The sequence below is a fragment of the Leifsonia sp. NPDC077715 genome, assembly GCF_040686855.1.
In the GTDB taxonomy this organism is placed as follows: domain Bacteria; phylum Actinomycetota; class Actinomycetes; order Actinomycetales; family Microbacteriaceae; genus Leifsonia.
Map to the genome: position 1 here is coordinate 1 of NZ_JBFBOG010000002.1, position 16,373 is coordinate 16,373.

The window sequence follows — 16,373 nt, forward strand, 5'->3', positions numbered from 1 at the left end:
GCGTTCCAGGTCGCCGACGCAGCGATCGCGGGGCGGCACGGGGAGGCGCTTGTCACCATGCGGCACGCGCTCGCCTCCGGGGCGGATCCGGTCCCAAAATCGAAACAGGTCAGTGGTGCAGGTTATTTAGATGCGAGTAGTCTTGATTCATTAGAAGACTTACTTTCAGCAACTGATATGCGTGCTGTAGAGGGTGACCGTCTGCTTATTTTAAAGCATGGCGATGTCTGGAAACGTATGTCTGTGGGTTTCAAAATGGATTTGAACCATTGGGATTCGCGTATTGAAGCTCAGCGTAGTTGGTTTATTTCTCGTCAGCCATATCTTGATCGTTTAAGTGCCCGCGCAAGTCGTTATTTGTACCATACAGTTAAAGAAGCTGAACGCCGTGGTTTGCCGACAGAACTTGCACTCTTACCTGTAATTGAAAGTTCATATGACCCAGCTGCAACAAGTAGCGCAGCCGCAGCAGGTTTATGGCAGTTTATTCCGAGTACTGGCCGTATTTATGGCTTAAAGCAAACAGGCATGTATGATGGCCGTCGAGATGTTGTTGAGTCGACTCGTGCTGCCTATGAGTTTTTAGGAAGCTTATATAACCAATTCGGTTCTTGGGAGCTTGCTTTAGCAGCCTATAACGCTGGACCTGGACGTATTCAACAAGCAATTAACCGAAATCAGGCAGCAGGTTTACCAACTGATTATTGGTCTTTAAAATTACCTCAAGAAACCATGAACTATGTTCCTCGTTTCTTGGCTGTTGCCCAAATTATTAAAAATCCAAAAGCTTACGGTATTTCTTTACCGCCTATTGCAAATAGACCCCATTTCCGTGAAGTGACTTTATCTGCACCTTTATCTTTAAATGAAATTGCGTCTGTAGCTGGATTAAGTCGTTCGGAACTCTATGCATTAAACCCGGGATATCGTGGTGAAATGGTAGACCCTGCAAGTCCAATGCGTATCTTGATTCCAGCAGATTTAAGTCCTTCAATTGATAATAAATTAAAAGGTATGAAGTCAGGCGGTGGTTCAGGTTGGTGGGCAAATGTGACTTCACCATCTAAGCCAGATGTAAGTGCTTCAACATCTGTGACAATTAAAACCACGCCTGCAAATCAGGTTCAACCAGTTAAACCGTCAACACCTACTAAAACAACGAGTAGCTCTAGCACGGTAAAAACTTCAACTCCTCGTGGGTCTGATGCTTTAGCCGCGTTTGCAGCTTCGGCTGATGTACCAAGTGCTCCACGTATTCCTGTTGCTGTGACACCTGCGGCAAATATTAAGCAAGTGAAGACAGAGCCACCAATCTCGGCTGCAGAACGTGAAAAGATTTTAGCCGCAGTTCGAGCTGAAGGTGAGAAAGAAACAGTTCAACAAGCTTTAGAGCCACAACCAACGCAGGCTGAAAAAGATCAAGTGGTTGCCGAGTTAAAAGCTATTGCACCACAAGGAACAGAAATTGTTGATCCTTATGATGGCAAAATTAAGTTAACTGCAATTCAAACAAGTCAGTCAGTTGCAGAGCAACAAGGTAAAGAAGTAAGTAAAGGTTTTGCATATCCAAAAACTTTAGCTGAAGATGTGACTGTAGCTAACTCTGAAGATGGGCAGCGCAATAAAGACAAGCCTTACATTAAAACTGATACAGATGTAGTGGTTGTACAGCCAAAAGGCAAACGTAGTACCTATACAGTTTTACCGGGTGATACTTTAGCTGTTATTGCGATGAAAAACGGCGTAAACTGGCGCGATGTTGCTAAGTGGAACCAGATTGATCCAGAAAAGACGTTATATGTTGGTTCAACGCTTTATCTTTATGACGCTAAGCCACAAGAAGCTCAAACGACTTCAAAAAGCACAGCTAAACCAGATGTATATGTCGTTCAGGCTAACGATAGCTTAAGCGGTGTGGCTAACCAGTTTAATTTGTCATTAAGACAATTGGCTGAATATAACGATTTATCAGTGACTGATGGCTTATTTGTTGGGCAAAAACTACAGTTAAAAGAACCAAAAAATAGTCGCTCAAGTGCTAAAGTAGAACCGAAAGCTATTCAGGCAAGTGCAAAACGTATAGCAACTAAAAGCTATACTGTGAAGCGCGGTGAATATCTTAAATTGATTGCAGATCGTTATGCCCTCTCTAATCAGGAACTTGCTGAATTAACTCCGGGATTAACTGCGGGCAGTAACTTAATGGTAGGCCAAAAAATTAATGTGCCTACACAAGATATTTCTGTAGATGAAGTTGCTGAAACTAAGGCTTCTAGTAAATCTGAGAAAGCATCAGCAAGTGTTTCTTATAAAACAGAAGGCTATAAAGTACAACGTGGTGATACTTTATCGAGTATTGCAACTAAATCAAAAATTAGCTTGGCTGAGTTAGCCGAGTTAAATAACTTAAAAGCAAATAGCCATGTACAGCTTGGTCAAACTTTAAAAGTACCGGCAGGCTTAAGTGTTCCAGAACAATACGTTGTACAGTCTGGCGATAGCTTAAATGCGATTGCGAGTAAATATAATTTGCAAACAAGCTATTTGGCTGACCTAAACGGTTTGTCTCGTACTGCTGGTTTGCGTGCTGGTCAACGCTTAAAACTAACAGGTACGGTTGAAGAAGCGCCAACTAAATCTTCTAAAAACGCCAAAGAAGAAACACCGGAAACTTATACAGTTAAATCTGGTGATAGCTTAGGTAATATCGCTAATCGCTACCACTTACAGTTGGACTACCTTGCTTCATTAAATGGTCTTTCACGCAACAGTAGCGTTCGTGTGGGGCAGCGTTTAAAGCTAACGGGTGATGTGCCTACAGTTGAAACAGCTAAAGTAGATACTAAGTCTTCAACTAAAACGGTTGCTGCTGGTAAAAACACTGAAAGATATACGGTTAAATCTGGTGAGTCTTTAAATAGTATTGCGAGCCGTGCTGGTATTTCAGTGCGTGAACTGGCTGAAATGAATGCATTAAAAGCAAATGCTAACTTACAGCGCGGTCAGAATATTGTGATTCCAAAAACTGTTGTGGAATACAAAGTGAAGCGTGGCGATACCTTGATCGGCCTTGCGAGTAAATATGGTTTAGAAACCAATTTCTTGGCTGAGCTGAATAATTTGACACCTTCTACTCAGCTTCGCATTGGTGATGTGATTAAAGTGCCTAATTTGTAAAATAATTAGCCACTTATGCATAAATTAAATTTTCAACTGAGCCTGCTAGTCGGGCTCAGTGTCATTTCCCATAGTGTTTTTTCTGCACAGCAAACCACTTCATATATAGCGATTCATTCTAAGCCTAAGTATTTAGAAATGATGGCTATGCCATATGCAAATCCTAATGCACCTAAGGGTGGCCTATTAAGTCAGGCAGCTCAAGGAACTTTTGATAACCTCAATAGTATGAATGGGAAAGGGAATGCTACAGAAGGCGTGAATTATCTTTTTGATACCTTAATGACTCAATCACTTGATGAGGTCGGGGTTTTATATCCGCTTTTGGCACAGAAAGTGAGTTTTGACCCAGAAAAAACGCAATCAGTGACTTTCTATTTAAACCCTAAGGCGCGTTTTAGTAATGGGCAGGCAGTCACTGCGGCAGATGTTAAATTTAGTTTTGATGCCTATCAGACTAAATCTAATTTAGGTTTGCAAATGTACCTTGCTGATTTAGCAAAAACAGAAGTAATAAATGCTCATCAAGTAAAGTTTAGTTTTAAGTCTACACATAACCCTAAAATGCCATTCATTTTGGCAACCCTACCCATTTATTCAAAAGTAGATTGGCAAAAAAGAGATTTTAGCCGAATTACCTTACAACCGATTATTGGTTCGGGGCCATATGTAGTTGAACGAGTTGATCCGGGTAGAAGCATCAGTTATAAAAGAAATCCAAATTATTGGGCAAAAGATTTACCTATTAATAAGGGGCGTTATAACTTTGACCGCTTGAGATATGTTTATTATCGAAATTGGGATATTGCTTTTGAAGGATTTAAATCTGGGCAATACACTTTGCATGAAGAAACTAATCCTAAAAAATGGGTAACTGATTACCGGTTTCCAGCCGTAAAAGCAGGGTTGGTTTCTCAATATAAGTTTCGTCACCATAATCCGATTGCCACTGAAAGCTATGTTTTTAATACGCGACGAAAACCTTTAAATGATATTCGTTTTAGACAAGCCTTAACCTATGCCTATGACTTTGAATGGCAGAATAAAGCTTTGTTTTATGGACAATATCAGCGCCTACAAAGTTATTTTGAAAATAGTGAATTAGCAGCAACAGGCCGACCTTCAAAAACTGAATTAGAGTTGTTAAAACCGTTATTACCTAAGTTATCTTCACTCATGCAGCAAGGTGTTTTAGCAAATTGGAAATACCCCGTGTCTGATGCGAGTGGTTTCAATCGTCAGAATTTATTAACTGCGCGCCAATTGCTTATACAAGCTGGCTATAAAGTTAAAGAAGGGCAGCTCTTTACCCCTGAGGGCAAGAAAGTTCAGCTTGAGTTTTTAATTCAGCAAGATGGTAAACAACGAACACTTTTACCTTTTATTCGTAACTTAAAAAAGTTAGGTATTGCAGTTAATTTGCGTCAGGTTGATGCTCCGCAATATTTAGAACGGACTCGTCGTTACGATTTTGATATGACCACAATGAGTTTGCCTCAATCTCTCAATCCGGGAAATGAACAGACTCAATTTTGGGGGAGTATCGCCGCAGCTCAGGATGGAAATTACAATTATGCTGGAATTCGCAATCCAGTAATTGATCAAGTGATTTCAAAACTCGTTGCGAGTAAAAATCGTGAACAGCAGGTTATTTATACTCGCATTCTCGATCGATTGCTTAGAGCTGGTTATTATCAAATCCCGACTTATGGTAAAGGTGAAAACTGGTATGCTTATTGGAATATGTATCAACAACCTAAAATTAAACCAGCACTTTCTTCTGGGATAGAATATTGGTGGAGTGGGCCGAGGACGAAGGACTCGCGATCAGGATCCGCGGGCTGCACAAGCGGTTCGGCGAGAAGATCGCGGTGGACGGGATCGACCTGGATGTGCCGTCCGGCAGCTTCTACGGCCTGGTCGGCCCGAACGGCGCCGGCAAGACCACGACGCTGAGCATGGCGACCGGGCTGCTGCGTCCCGACGCCGGGCAGGTCCTCATCCACGGCGTCGACATGTGGCAGCAGCCCCTGGTCGCCAAGGCGATGGTCGGCGTGCTTTCCGATGGTGTACGGCTGTTCGACCGCCTGACCGGCCAGCAGCTCGTCGAGTACGCGGGGCTGCTCAGCGGGATGGACCGGCCGACCGCCCAGCAGCGCACGGCCGACCTCCTCCAGCTCCTCGATCTCCAGTCCGCGGGAGGCACCCTCGTCGTGGACTACTCGGCCGGTATGACGAAGAAGATCGCGTTGGCCGCCGCCATGGTCCACGCGCCGCGGGTGCTGGTGCTGGACGAGCCGTTCGAGTCCGTCGACCCGGTGTCGGCGGCGAACATCCGCGACATCCTGCGCACCTACGTGCAGGGCGGCGGCACGGTCGTCGTGTCGTCGCATGTCATGGACCTCGTCGAGCGGATGTGCGACCACGTCGCCGTCATCAGCGCCGGTCGTGTGCTCGCCGCGGGGTCGGTGGACGACGTGCGCGCCGGATCCACGCTCGAGGACCGCTTCGTCGAGCTCGTCGGCGGACGCCGGGTCGGGGAGGGGCCGGAGTGGTTGCGACACTCGTAAGGCTGCGGCTGCTGGTCCTGCGGAACTCGTTCCGTCGGAGCACCAGCCAGCTGGTGGCCGTCGTCATCGGCGCCCTCTACGGCGCGATCGGCCTGCTCGTCGTGCTGGGCGCGCTCGTCGGACTCTCGTTCGCGCCCGCCGAGGTCGCGACCACCGCCGTCGTCCTGGCCGGGTCGGCCGCCGTGCTCGGCTGGGCCGTCTTCCCGCTGCTCCTCTCGGGCGTCGAGCAGACGCTCGACCCCGGACACCTCGCCGTGTACCCGATCGGCCCGCGTCCCCTCATGCTCGGGATGCTGCTCAGCGGAGCCGTCGGGGTCGCCGGCGCCGCGACCACGATCGCATCGCTCGGGACCGCGCTGCCGTGGCTGCGGTCGCCGGGCGTCGCGCTGATCGCGCTGATCACCGGCGTGCTCGGCGCCGCGACCTGCATCGTCGTGTCACGGGCGGTCACCTCCGTCGCGAGCGGGCTGGCTTCGGGGCGGCGGTTCCGGGAGGCGAGCGGGCTGCTCATCCTGATCCCGCTCATCCTGGCCGGGCCGATCGTCATCGGCATCACCAGCGGCCTGCGCAGCTCGGCGGACGCGCTGCCGTCCATCGCGTCCGGACTCGGCTGGTCGCCGCTCGGCGCGGTGTGGGCCGTGCCGGGCGCCATCGCAGCGGGCGATCCCCTCGGCGCGCTGCTGCGGCTGCTCATCGCCGTGGCGACGTTCGTCGTGCTGTGGTTCGTGTGGCGCTGGGGGCTCGCGCGGTCGCTCGTGACGCCGGCGCGCGCGTCCTCACGGGTGCGGGCTCCGGGAAAGTCCGGGCTGTTCGGGGTTCTCCCCGGGACGCCCGCCGGCGCGATCGCCGCGCGGTGCCTGACCTACTGGTTCCGCGACCCGCGCTACCTCCGCCAGCTGCTCGTCATCCCGCTGCTGCCGGCGGTCATGTGGTTCTACTCGAGCATCAACCACTCCACCGGGTACATCTTCGCGGTCGGCCCGGTCGTCGCGTTCGCGCTGGGGATCGGGATGATCGCCGACGTCTCGTACGACTCCGCCGCCTTCGCGCTGCACGTCTCCAAGGCGGTGCCCGGACGCGCCGACCGGTGGGGACGCGCCTCCGCACTGGTCTCGTTCGCCGTGCCCGCGGTCGCGATCCTCACGCTGGGCTCTGCTGCGGTCGAGGGCGACTGGCTGCCGGCGCCGGGCCTGCTCGGCCTGACGCTCGGGATGCTGCTCAGCGGAGTCGCCGTGTGCTCGGTCACGTCCGCGCGCTTCGTGTTCCCGGTGCCGGAGCCCGGCGACAACCCCTTCCGGTCGCGGCCGGGTGCGAACATCTCGCTGCTCGGCCCGACGTTCGCGGCCTGGGGCGTGATCGCCGTGCTGTGCCTGCCGGAGGTCGTGCTGCTCGTCGTGTCCCTGGTCACGCGCGAGGCCGTGTGGGGCTGGCTGGGATTGGCGGCCGGCGTGGTGCTCGGCGCGGTCCTCCTCGTCGTCGGGGTGCGTCTCGGCGGCCGCGTCCTCGACGCCCGCGCCCCGGAGCTGCTGCAGCAGCTCCGCAAGGACGGCTGACGCACCGCGTGCTGCAGTTGACGCAACACGCCGCGATGCCTGCGTCGGCGACGGCGTGTCGCGTCAACCAGGGGCCGGCGCGGGCGGGCGTGGGCACGTCCGCGCGCTGTAGTTGACACAACACGCCGCGATGGATGCGTTGGCAACGGCGTGTTGCGTCAACTGGATGGCCGATGAGGCGTGGACGGCTGACGCAGTCGCTCCGATCTGGTGGGCCCAACACGCCGTTATGCGGGTGGGCGTAACGGCGTGTTGGGACCAGTAGATGCAGCAAGCCAACGTCGTTGCGAGCGTTGGCGGGCGACGGCCGATCCACCCATCTGGTGGGCCCGACACGCCGTTATGCGGATGGGCGTAGCGGCGTGTTGGGAGCAGCAGGTGCGGCGGCGGGCGCGTGCGTGCGAGGGTGGACGGGTGGATGAGGCGGAGGTCGCGGGCGCGGACTGGCGGCCGGTGGTCGCGGCGCTGGCCAACCGGGACGCGCGGGGCGTCTGGGCCGCGCTCGTGGCGACGGGCGGCGCGGATGCCGGCCTGAGCGCGTCGCGGACGCGGCGGGCGCTGGAACTGCTCGAGCGCGTCGGGCTGGTGCGCGGGGTGGGCGACTCGTTCGAGGCGGACGATGCGGTGTTCCGGGCCCTCCTCGCGGCATCGACGGCGAACCGGCCCAAACCGACGGGGGTGGATCGCTTCCTCCGGCCGGACGGCCGCATCGACCGGTACCCGTCGTCTGCGGACGACCGGATGGCGCTCCTGCGCATGATCGCGGAGTCCGTGCTCGCCGGCGGCGAGGTCATCGGCGAGCGCGAGCTGACGGAGCGCCTGGCGCACCGCAGCGACGACCCGGTGGCCCTGCGGCGCTACCTCGTGGACGCCGGCCTCGTCGTCCGCACCCGCTCGGGCTCGGAGTACGCGCGCGCCTGAACCAGGGGACGCAACACGCCGTTGAGCCGCGGAGATGGCGGCGTGTTGCGACCCATGGATCGGATGATTGTCGAATCGTCGGCCTGGCAGTATGCCCGCACCCGCTGACGGGGGCGGTGACCCCTCAGCCGGCGAGCGTCTGCTCGCACGCGAGCAGCGTCACGCCGACGCTCCAGGCGTGCGAGAGCGTGAGCAGCATGCCCTTCGGCTGGAAGCAGGCGGTCTGGTAGTACCGCTCGCTGACCATGCCGCGGTAGGCGTTGAAGTCGCCGTCCTCGCGCGCGATGAACTGGCGGAAGCAGGCCAGCGTCTCGTCGGCGCGTTCGGCGTAGTGCGGGTCCCCGAGGGCCGCGGAGAGCTCGCGCAGCTCGGCGGTGCACACCAGACCGTACGCGTGGAGGTGCTGGTTCGACGGCGACGCGTTGTCCGCGCCGCGGGTGCGGAAGCCGTAGGTGCCGAGGAGCGTGTGCTGGGGGAAGGCGACGTCGTAGGTGTACCGGAAGGTCAGCATCCAGTCGGCCGCGCGTCGGGCCACGTCGAGCCAGTGCGCGTCGCCGGTCGCGCGGTGTAGCGCGACGTACGCCATGACGGCCGCGTAACCGTCTTCGGAGGTCGGGGCGAGGTCGACGTCCTCCGGGGCGCCGTGGATGAACTCGCGGTCGACGAACTGTTCGTAATAGCCGCCGGCGGCGATGGCGGCAGGGAGGTAGCGCTGGTCGCGATCGGCGGCCTCCACGAGCGCCGCGATCCACGTGAGACCTGACGCGCCCGACCAGGACAGCACCTCGCCGGTCTCGGCGTGATGGACGGAGCCCAGGTTGCCGTCCGCGCGTTGGCGGCCGACGATCACATCCAGGTTCGAGCGGATCGCGTGCTCCCACTGCGGGTGCGCGTCGAGCGTCTGCGCCCGCAGGAGGAACAGGGTCGCCTCGGCCAGCGTGCGCGAGTGGAGGCCGCGCTTCAGCTCGGTCCAGCTCTGCGTCCAGCCGTGGTCGCGGTACCAGACGCCCCAGAACGTCCCGGACGGCGAGAGGGATGCGGTGATGAAGTCGATGACGCGGCGCGCCGCATCCACCTCCTCCGGACGGTCGGTGCGGAGGCCATGCGCCAGCAGGGCGTACGCCCACGGGATGCCGCTGACCCAGCCGACGTGCATGGCCTGCCGGTCGACGCTGAGGCCGTCGCGTCCGCTGACCTCGCGGTCGAAGCCGACGGTCTCGAGCAGCACGCCGGGATCCGGGTCGTAGTGCCAGGTGAGCAGCCCCTCGGCGGTCAGGTCGGCGGCGGTGGCGGCATCCACCCACGGCGACTGCGGAGCGTTCGGAGCCGCCTCTGCGTGCAGGGCTCGGAGCACGGTGGCGTAGGCGTGGCGGGAGGCGTCCACGGCGAAGACGCGCACGGACAGCTCGACCGTCTCTCCCGGCTCGAACCGGTGGGTGGACTCCTGGGCGGGGCGAGGGCGCGCGTCCCCGTAGTAGGTCACCGGGAACTCGCGGAACGGGAAGCGCAGACTCACCGTCGCGTCGCCCCAGACCGCGTCGTGTGCCAGGCCGAGGCCGGTCAGACCGAGCGCCGACGTCTCGTCGGTCCCCAGCGCGACGCCGCCGCGGCCGGGACCGGCCCACGCGAAGACCGCGGGCGTCGCGGCCCTGTCGGCGCGGAACTCCCACGTGTCGCTCACCAGCGCGTCATGCTGCTCGCGGGTGTTCGCGCCGATCTCGAATCGCGGGAACGCGCGCGTGTTGGCCGCGGGGCGGTTCTCACCGTAGAAAGCGCCGGGGATGAGCCACCACGGGTCGTCCGCTCCATGGACCGGCGCTTCGACGAGCACCGAACCGTCGGCCGGCGCATCGCCGGTGAAGGTCGCCCGGACGACGAGGCGCCAGCCGAGCGCCGCCTCCGTCCACTCCTCGTCCAGTCGGAGGGAGTCGGCGGCGGGACCGACCGCGCTGACGCGGACCTCGGGGCGCGGGTTCACGGCTGCGGCGGCTGCGAGGTCTGCGACGCCGAGGGGTCCTCCTGTGACGTCTGCGCCTCCGCCCTCTGCGAGGTCACGGGCGACTCCGGCTCGTCGGAGGGGGACGACACCGGCTCGGGCGCACCCGACGGCGTCGGCGCCGAGGGCACCGCCTTCCCGAGCGGCCGCTCGATCAGGTCGACCTCGCGCACCGGCTCCGCCGGGTCCGCCGGCACCACGAAGGTGCGCAGCTGCGACGGTCCGAAGTCCTCCTCGATGACCCGGCCGAGCAGGGGCAGCTCGATGCGCGACCGTCCGTCCTCGCCGCGGGTCTCCACCGCACGCACGACGACGTCCGCGCCGCCCGGCGCGGCCATCGCATCCTCCGTGCCCTTGAGCGCGGTGACCATGACGGCCGAGCCGCCGTCCGCGGCGAACGAGTTCACCGGCGGGAGCTGGCCGTCGTGGAACGACTCCTGCTGCGCCCGCACCGGGTTGCCGAGCACGAGCGCGCGGCGGATCGGATCGGCCTCGCGCCAGTCTCCGGCGTGCGGGACGAGCTCGTAGCTGAAGCGCTGGATGCCCTGATCCTGGAAGGAGTAGATGCCCTCCGGGTCCAGAAGCCGCGGGTCGTGCCACGAGTAGACGGGGCTGCGGACCGCGGTGACACCGATGCTGGGCTCATCGCCCGCCGACACGTCGTAGGCGTGCTTGTTGGTCGTGATGACGGTCAGGCCCGCGGCCGCGCCGTCGACCGTGCCGGTGAGGTCCACCCACGACTGGGCGGGCTCCTCCGCGCCGTCGACCGGACGCTCCAGGTGGCCGAACGGGATCTCGTAGGTCGCCGTCGGGTCCTCGAGCACGGTCGGGAAGCGGAGCTTGAGGAGGTGCGCCTGCTCTCGCCAGTCGAGCGTCACGTTGACGCGCAGCACGGGCGAGTCGTGGTCCAGGATCAACTCCTCGACCAGGGTGGATGCGCCCCACTCCCGCTCGATGCGGACCCGCGAGCGCAGCGGACCGGTCTCGCGGACCACGATGCGCTTCTGCCCCATGGTGGCACCGGGCCAGGCATACGAGATGACGCGGTGGCCCCAGGTGTCGGTGGGGTCGTCGTTGATCTGGGTGTGCTGTGCGCCGTCCACGCCGGCCATCACATCCACGCCCGTCGCCTTGACGAGGTAGGACGAGATCCAGCCCGTCTCCTGGTCGATCCGGATGCGGACGTGGTCGTTCTCGAGCGTGTCCTCGGTGACGGTCAGCGTACCGGCGGCGGCGCCGGGGCCGGCTCCGGGGCGCAGACGGTAGAGGCGGTAGCCGAGCGCGGGCACCTCGGCGCGGAACACGACCGCGCCGCGGGAGACGTCATCCGTCGTGGCGGTCGACTGCGAGTTCTGGAACACGACCGGCTCGCCGGTCTCGTCGACCACGTGCACGCCCGCTCGCTGAGCGCCGTACTGGAAGTCCACATCCACCGACACCGCCCACGGGTGCGGGTTGAATACCAGCACCGGCTGCGTGCCGTCCTCGCGGTCGACCTGCACCTGGCGGGCGAGGATGTTGTGCGCGCGAGTGATGATCCGCTTCGAGATCGAGACCGCCTCGCCGAGCTGGTCGCGAGCGTCGTCGTACGACGGCTCGATCGCCGAGCCGGGCAGGATGTCGTGGAACTGGTTGAACAGCACCTGCTTCCAGGCGGTCTCCAGCTGCTCGCGCGGGTACTCGACCCCGTCGTGCGCGGCGACCACGGCCGCCCAGCGCTCGGCGTTCAGGACGGCGAACTGCGCGCGCCGCTGCCAGGCCTTGATGCCGGAGTGCGCCGAGTAGCAGCCCGGCGCGTGGTGCTGCAGGTCGTCCCGACGCACCGGCAGGCCGTCGAGGAACGCCTCGCCGCGGCCCAGGACCTCGTCGAAGTAGGTGCGCGGTGAGGACATCGTCATCCTTCCGAAGGAGCCCATCCGGTCGTAGCGGTGGATGGACTCGATGTTCGCGATCGTCGGGCCGCCTCCGTGGTTGCCCACGCCGTAGAACACCATCGCCGTGGCGTTCTCGCCGAAGCCGACCGTCCGGTCGAGCGCTGCGAGAGACTTCTCCGTCTGCCCGTCGACCGACCCGGGCGGGCTACCGTACTCGAACGGGATGCGGTACGCGAGCACGCGGGAGCCGTCGGGCGCCTCCCACCAGAACAGGCTGGGGGCGAGGTCGGACTCGTGCGGGCCGGGACGCAGGAACGTGTACGAGTCGAGGCCCTGTCCCTTCAGGATCTGCGGCAGCATCGCGTTGTGGCCGAACGGGTCGACGTTCATGCCGACGGTGGCCGGGATGCCGAAGCGCGACTCCAGGTAGCGCTGCCCATACAGGCCCTGCCGGACGAAGCTCTCGCCCATCGGCATGTTGTTGTCGGGCTCGACCCACCAGCCGCCGACGTTGACCCAGCGGCCCTCGGCGACACGGCGCTTGATCTGCTCGAACAGCTCGGGGTCGGACTCCTCCACCCAGCTCAGCAGGACGATCTGATCGCACGTGAAGACGAAGTCGGGGTACTCCTCCATGCGGTGGATGGCCGACCAGAAGGTGGCGCGCGCCTCCTGGTAGCCCTCCTGCCAGGGCCACAGCCACACCGGGTCGAGGTGCGCGTTGCCGATCATGTGGAGGGTGCGCTGCGGGGTCGCGGTCGGGCGGTGGTCGCGCGGCAGGTCGCGCGGCTGCGTGCCGGCGGGCGCGTTGGCGACGGGGGCCTTCGGGGCGTCGGTCACAGTGCGTACTCCTCGTCGCCGTCGGCCCACGCGTCCACGATCTCGGACAGCACGTGGAGCATGAACGTGTGGAACTCCTGGATCCTCGGGGTGGTCGTGGACGGGCTCAGCAGCGCGTAGTCGGCGAACTCCTTGGCCGGTCCGCCGTCGCCTCCGCCGAACAGCACCGTCGTCGCACCGGCCGACTTCGCCGCTTCGAGCGCTGAGACGATGTTCGCACTCCGTCCGCTCGTCGTGAAGGCGGCTACCACGTCGCCGGGACGCGCGAGCCCGAGCACCTGGCGCGAGAAGACGTCGTCGTACGAGTAGTCGTTCGCGATACAGGTCATCGTGGTCGGGTCGGTGCTCAGCGTGACGGCGCCGAGCGGGCGGCGGTCGCGCTTGTAGTGGCCGATGATCTCGCCGGTGAAGTGCTGGGCGTCGGCCGCGCTGCCGCCGTTGCCGAACGTGTACAGGATGCCGCGCTCGGCGAACGCGTCGCACAGCACCTTCCCGACCTCGCGGAGAGCCGGCAGCAGTTTCTCGCCCTGCTCGGCGACCTCGATATGGGCCTGCAGCTGGTCGCGCATCCACTCAGACATGCGGGGTTCCCTTCGATGCGACGCCCGCACCGGCGAGCTGGTCGAGACGGTCGAACGCGACGGCTCCTGCTCCCACGACGCAGACCACGTCGCCGAGGCCGGCGAGCACGACGGTGGAGGCGGCGGCCGCGGGCGGCATGGCGTCCGCCGCGACACGTTCACGGACGGGCACGAGCAGCGCGTCGCCGGAGCGGGTCACGCCGCCGCCGAGCACGACGAGGTCGGGCTCGAAGACGTTGACGAGGTCGGTGAGCGCGGTTGAGAGGACGTCGACCGTCTCGTCCCACAGCTCGGTCGCGAGCGGGTCGCCCGCAGCCGCGGCCGCGACGACGTCCTCGGCACGGACGACGGGGAGCTGCGCGAGCGACGATCCCTCGCCGCGCTCGGCGACGGCCTCCCGGGCGCGCTGGGCGATGGACGTGCCGGAGGCGTAGCCCTCGAGGCAGCCGCGGCGCCCGCACAGGCAGGGACGGCCGCCGGTGCGGACCATGACGTGACCGAACTCGCCGCCGTTGCCCGCGGCTCCGCGGTGGAGGCGGCCGTCGATGACCGCGCCGCCGCCGATCCCGGTGGAGATCGTCAGGTACACCATGGTGTCGGCGTCTCGTCCGGCGCCGTAGCGGAACTCGCCCAGGGCGCCGGCGGTCGCGTCGTTCTCGAGCACAGCCGGAACGCCGAACTCGCGCTCGGCGAGCTCGACGATGGGGAGGTCGATCCACCCCGGGAGGTGCAGAGGGCCGGTCAGCACGCCGGCTTTCGCATCCAGCGGACCGCCGCACGAGATGCCGACGGCCTCGACCCGGAGGCCGGATTCGGCGATCGCACGCTGCCCCATGGCGAAGAGTCTGGGAACGATTACACCCGGACCCTCGTCGCGCCGCGTGGGTTCGACGGTGAGTGCGTGGGTTCGTCCGTCCTCCGTGACGACACCGACAGCGAGCTTGGTGCCGCCGATGTCGAGCGAGAGGACGGCGCGGAGGCCGTTTGCCATCATGTCCTTCCGGGGATGCACGACCGCGCCTGCGCTGGTGGATCGTGTGGGATCGTTCCCACAGATACTAGAGGGCGGCGGGGAGGCGGGTCAACACGGGAGGGGTTGCGCGGCGCGTCCGCGGTCGCTAACGTACAACCAAATGGTTGTAGATGAGCTGACGGACGCAGAGGTCGACCGCATCTTCCATGCACTGGCGGATGCGACCCGGCGGGACATCGTCGCGCGGTCGCTGCGCGGGGAGCACTCGGTGAGCGAGCTCGCCGAGAGGTACGACATGAGCTTCGCGGCGGTGCAGAAGCACGTCGCCGTGCTCGAACGCGCGGGGCTCGTGCACAAGCGGGCGCGCGGACGCGAGCGCGTCGTGACGGGCGATCCCGCGACCATCCGTCGGGCGTCGGAACTGCTCGAGGCGTTCGAGCAGCTGTGGCGTCACCGCGATGCGGCCATCGACGGCATCCTCGCCGAGGAGGCCGAGCAGAGACGCACCACCCGCACCACCGAACGAGAGAGGAGCGACCGATGACCGTCATCGAATCGACCAAGGATCCGGAAGCGCTGACGCTCACCATCGTCAGCGAGTACGACGCCCCGCAGGAGCGGGTCTGGCAGCTGTGGTCCGACCCGCGCCAGCTGGAGCTCTGGTGGGGTCCTCCCGGGTATCCGGCCACCTTCGATGTCTTCGAGTTCGAGCCCGGTGGACGCGCGACCTACTACATGAGCCTGCCCGAGGGCGGGAAGGCGTGGGGCTGGTGGCGCTTCGTCGAGATCGAGCCGACGGGCCGCATCGCGATCGACGACGGCTTCGCCGAGGAGGGCGGCGCACCCGCACCCGGCGAGCCCGGCCGCATGGTCACGACGCTGGAGGAGCGCGACGGCCGCACCCGGATGACGATCCTCAACCAGTTCGCGAGCACCGCGCAGATGGAGGAGCTGCTGGCGATGGGCCAGGAGCAGGGCATGACCATGGCCCTCGACCAGATCGACGCCATCCTCGCCGGCACCTTCGCCCGCTGACCCCCTTCGCCCCCCATCGAGTACACGAAGAGTGCACGCGACACGCCGCTGGAGCGTGCACTCTTCGTGTACTCGATGGCGGGGCTAGGGGGCGTCGAGGAAGGCGAGGAGGTGGGGGAGCGTGCGGCGGAGGGCGGCGGGGTCGCCCCCCGCCGCCAGCCGTTCGCCGAGGTAGTCGCCGTGGGTGCCGGGGACGATCAGGACGCGGGCGTCGGGCAGTAGTGACGCCAGCTCCACGAAGTGCTCGGCGCGCACCACGTCGTGGTCGGCACCGACGACGAGCACGGGCGCGTGGATGGACGCGAGCAGTTCGTCGGGGAAGTCCTCGAATCCGAGCATCAGCTCCCGGTCGAGCTCGAACATCCGCCGGGCGTGCTCCGGGTCGCGGCTGACCGCTCGGTCCGCCTCGCGGTAGGGCGCCGGCAGGTCGTCGAACGTTCCGGCGGCGAGGCCGTCCCAGAATCCGTCGACCATCGCCTCCCGTCGCACAGGCGCGGACGCGGCGATGACCCGTCGCACCGCGGCGGGGTGACGCGCGGCGAGCTGCAGCGCGACCTGTCCGCCGTTGCTGAAGCCCAGCACATCCACCGGACCGAGACGCAGTTCGTCGAGCACCGCGGCGACGTCGTCCGCCGAGCCTTCGAAGGACGCGGGCCGGTCGCCGGATGCGGTGCGCCCGTGCCCTTGCAGCTCCACGCAGAGCACCGACCGCGTCGGCTCGACGAGCGGCAGCAGCAGCCCCCAGTTGGTCTCGATGGTCGAGCCGCCGCCGTGGATGAGTAGCAGCGGTGGATGCGGCGAGTCGGGGTCGCCGTGCCAGCGGCGGTAGAGCGGGATGCGGTCCACGCCCGCA

General features: G+C 62.4%; 12 protein-coding genes and 1 pseudogene. 8 read left to right on the plus strand and 5 right to left on the minus strand.

The window, feature by feature from the left end; genetic code table 11:
* The 6 genes and pseudogenes from AB0P25_RS06845 to AB0P25_RS06870 form a co-directional block, all read left to right on the plus strand.
* Positions 1-96, plus strand: a pseudogene (locus AB0P25_RS06845) (DNA polymerase III subunit delta); the annotation flags it as partial.
* Positions 97-177: 81 nt separating this feature from the next.
* Complete coding sequence (locus AB0P25_RS06850; protein WP_363808028.1) at positions 178-3,177, plus strand: LysM peptidoglycan-binding domain-containing protein; 3,000 nt, start codon at positions 178-180, stop codon at positions 3,175-3,177.
* A gap of 15 nt (positions 3,178-3,192) precedes the next feature.
* Positions 3,193-5,133: an extracellular solute-binding protein gene (locus AB0P25_RS06855; protein WP_363806264.1), complete on the plus strand. Its 1,941-nt coding sequence runs from the start codon at positions 3,193-3,195 to the stop codon at positions 5,131-5,133.
* A complete protein-coding gene (locus AB0P25_RS06860; RefSeq protein WP_363808029.1) occupies positions 5,019-5,747 on the plus strand; it encodes an ABC transporter ATP-binding protein in 729 nt (242 codons plus the stop codon). Before AB0P25_RS06855 ends, AB0P25_RS06860 begins: the two co-directional genes overlap by 115 nt.
* Positions 5,729-7,300: a transporter gene (locus tag AB0P25_RS06865; protein ID WP_363806266.1), complete on the plus strand. Its 1,572-nt coding sequence runs from the start codon at positions 5,729-5,731 to the stop codon at positions 7,298-7,300. The genes AB0P25_RS06860 and AB0P25_RS06865 overlap by 19 nt, the downstream gene beginning before the upstream one ends.
* A gap of 414 nt (positions 7,301-7,714) precedes the next feature.
* A complete protein-coding gene (locus AB0P25_RS06870) occupies positions 7,715-8,221 on the plus strand; it encodes a DUF2087 domain-containing protein (RefSeq protein WP_363806267.1) in 507 nt (168 codons plus the stop codon).
* 124 nt (positions 8,222-8,345) lie between these two features.
* Here the strand turns inward: AB0P25_RS06870 and AB0P25_RS06875 are convergent, their stop codons facing one another.
* The 4 genes from AB0P25_RS06875 to AB0P25_RS06890 are packed head-to-tail and all read right to left on the minus strand — an operon-like array spanning position 8,346 to position 14,503.
* Complete coding sequence (locus AB0P25_RS06875; RefSeq protein ID WP_363806268.1) at positions 8,346-10,199, minus strand: hypothetical protein; 1,854 nt, start codon at positions 10,197-10,199, stop codon at positions 8,346-8,348.
* Positions 10,196-12,931 (minus strand): glycoside hydrolase family 38 C-terminal domain-containing protein, encoded by a 2,736-nt coding sequence (locus AB0P25_RS06880; RefSeq protein ID WP_363806269.1) that lies wholly within the window; start codon positions 12,929-12,931, stop codon positions 10,196-10,198. The genes AB0P25_RS06875 and AB0P25_RS06880 overlap by 4 nt, the downstream gene beginning before the upstream one ends.
* Complete coding sequence (locus tag AB0P25_RS06885; RefSeq protein ID WP_363806270.1) at positions 12,928-13,512, minus strand: SIS domain-containing protein; 585 nt, start codon at positions 13,510-13,512, stop codon at positions 12,928-12,930. Before AB0P25_RS06885 ends, AB0P25_RS06880 begins: the two co-directional genes overlap by 4 nt.
* The gene (locus tag AB0P25_RS06890) at positions 13,505-14,503 is read right to left on the minus strand and encodes an ROK family protein (protein WP_363806271.1); all 999 of its coding nucleotides are present in this window, start codon (positions 14,501-14,503) and stop codon (positions 13,505-13,507) included. The genes AB0P25_RS06885 and AB0P25_RS06890 overlap by 8 nt, the downstream gene beginning before the upstream one ends.
* A 142-nt stretch (positions 14,504-14,645) precedes the next feature.
* Between AB0P25_RS06890 and AB0P25_RS06895 the strand changes: the two genes are divergently transcribed.
* Positions 14,646-15,029: a metalloregulator ArsR/SmtB family transcription factor gene (locus AB0P25_RS06895; RefSeq protein ID WP_363806273.1), complete on the plus strand. Its 384-nt coding sequence runs from the start codon at positions 14,646-14,648 to the stop codon at positions 15,027-15,029.
* Positions 15,026-15,520, plus strand: coding sequence for an SRPBCC domain-containing protein (locus AB0P25_RS06900; RefSeq protein ID WP_363806275.1), 495 nt, complete (start codon positions 15,026-15,028; stop codon positions 15,518-15,520). The genes AB0P25_RS06895 and AB0P25_RS06900 overlap by 4 nt, the downstream gene beginning before the upstream one ends.
* 84 nt (positions 15,521-15,604) lie before the next feature.
* Here AB0P25_RS06900 and AB0P25_RS06905 read toward each other — a convergent pair whose 3' ends face one another.
* Positions 15,605-16,366: an alpha/beta fold hydrolase gene (locus AB0P25_RS06905; RefSeq protein WP_363806276.1), complete on the minus strand. Its 762-nt coding sequence runs from the start codon at positions 16,364-16,366 to the stop codon at positions 15,605-15,607.
* Positions 16,367-16,373: the final 7 nt, after the last annotated feature.

What these genes read in the sequence shown, in the direction of transcription:
- AB0P25_RS06850 (WP_363808028.1), top strand. Translation starts at nt 178, where the DNA reads ATGCGTGCTGTAGAGGGTGACCGTCTGCTTATTTTAAAGCATGGCGAT.
- AB0P25_RS06855 (WP_363806264.1), top strand. Translation starts at nt 3,193, where the DNA reads ATGCATAAATTAAATTTTCAACTGAGCCTGCTAGTCGGGCTCAGTGTC.
- AB0P25_RS06885 (WP_363806270.1), bottom strand. Translation starts at nt 13,512, where the DNA reads ATGTCTGAGTGGATGCGCGACCAGCTGCAGGCCCATATCGAGGTCGCC.
- AB0P25_RS06890 (WP_363806271.1), bottom strand. Translation starts at nt 14,503, where the DNA reads ATGGCAAACGGCCTCCGCGCCGTCCTCTCGCTCGACATCGGCGGCACC.
- AB0P25_RS06895 (WP_363806273.1), top strand. Translation starts at nt 14,646, where the DNA reads ATGGTTGTAGATGAGCTGACGGACGCAGAGGTCGACCGCATCTTCCAT.
- AB0P25_RS06900 (WP_363806275.1), top strand. Translation starts at nt 15,026, where the DNA reads ATGACCGTCATCGAATCGACCAAGGATCCGGAAGCGCTGACGCTCACC.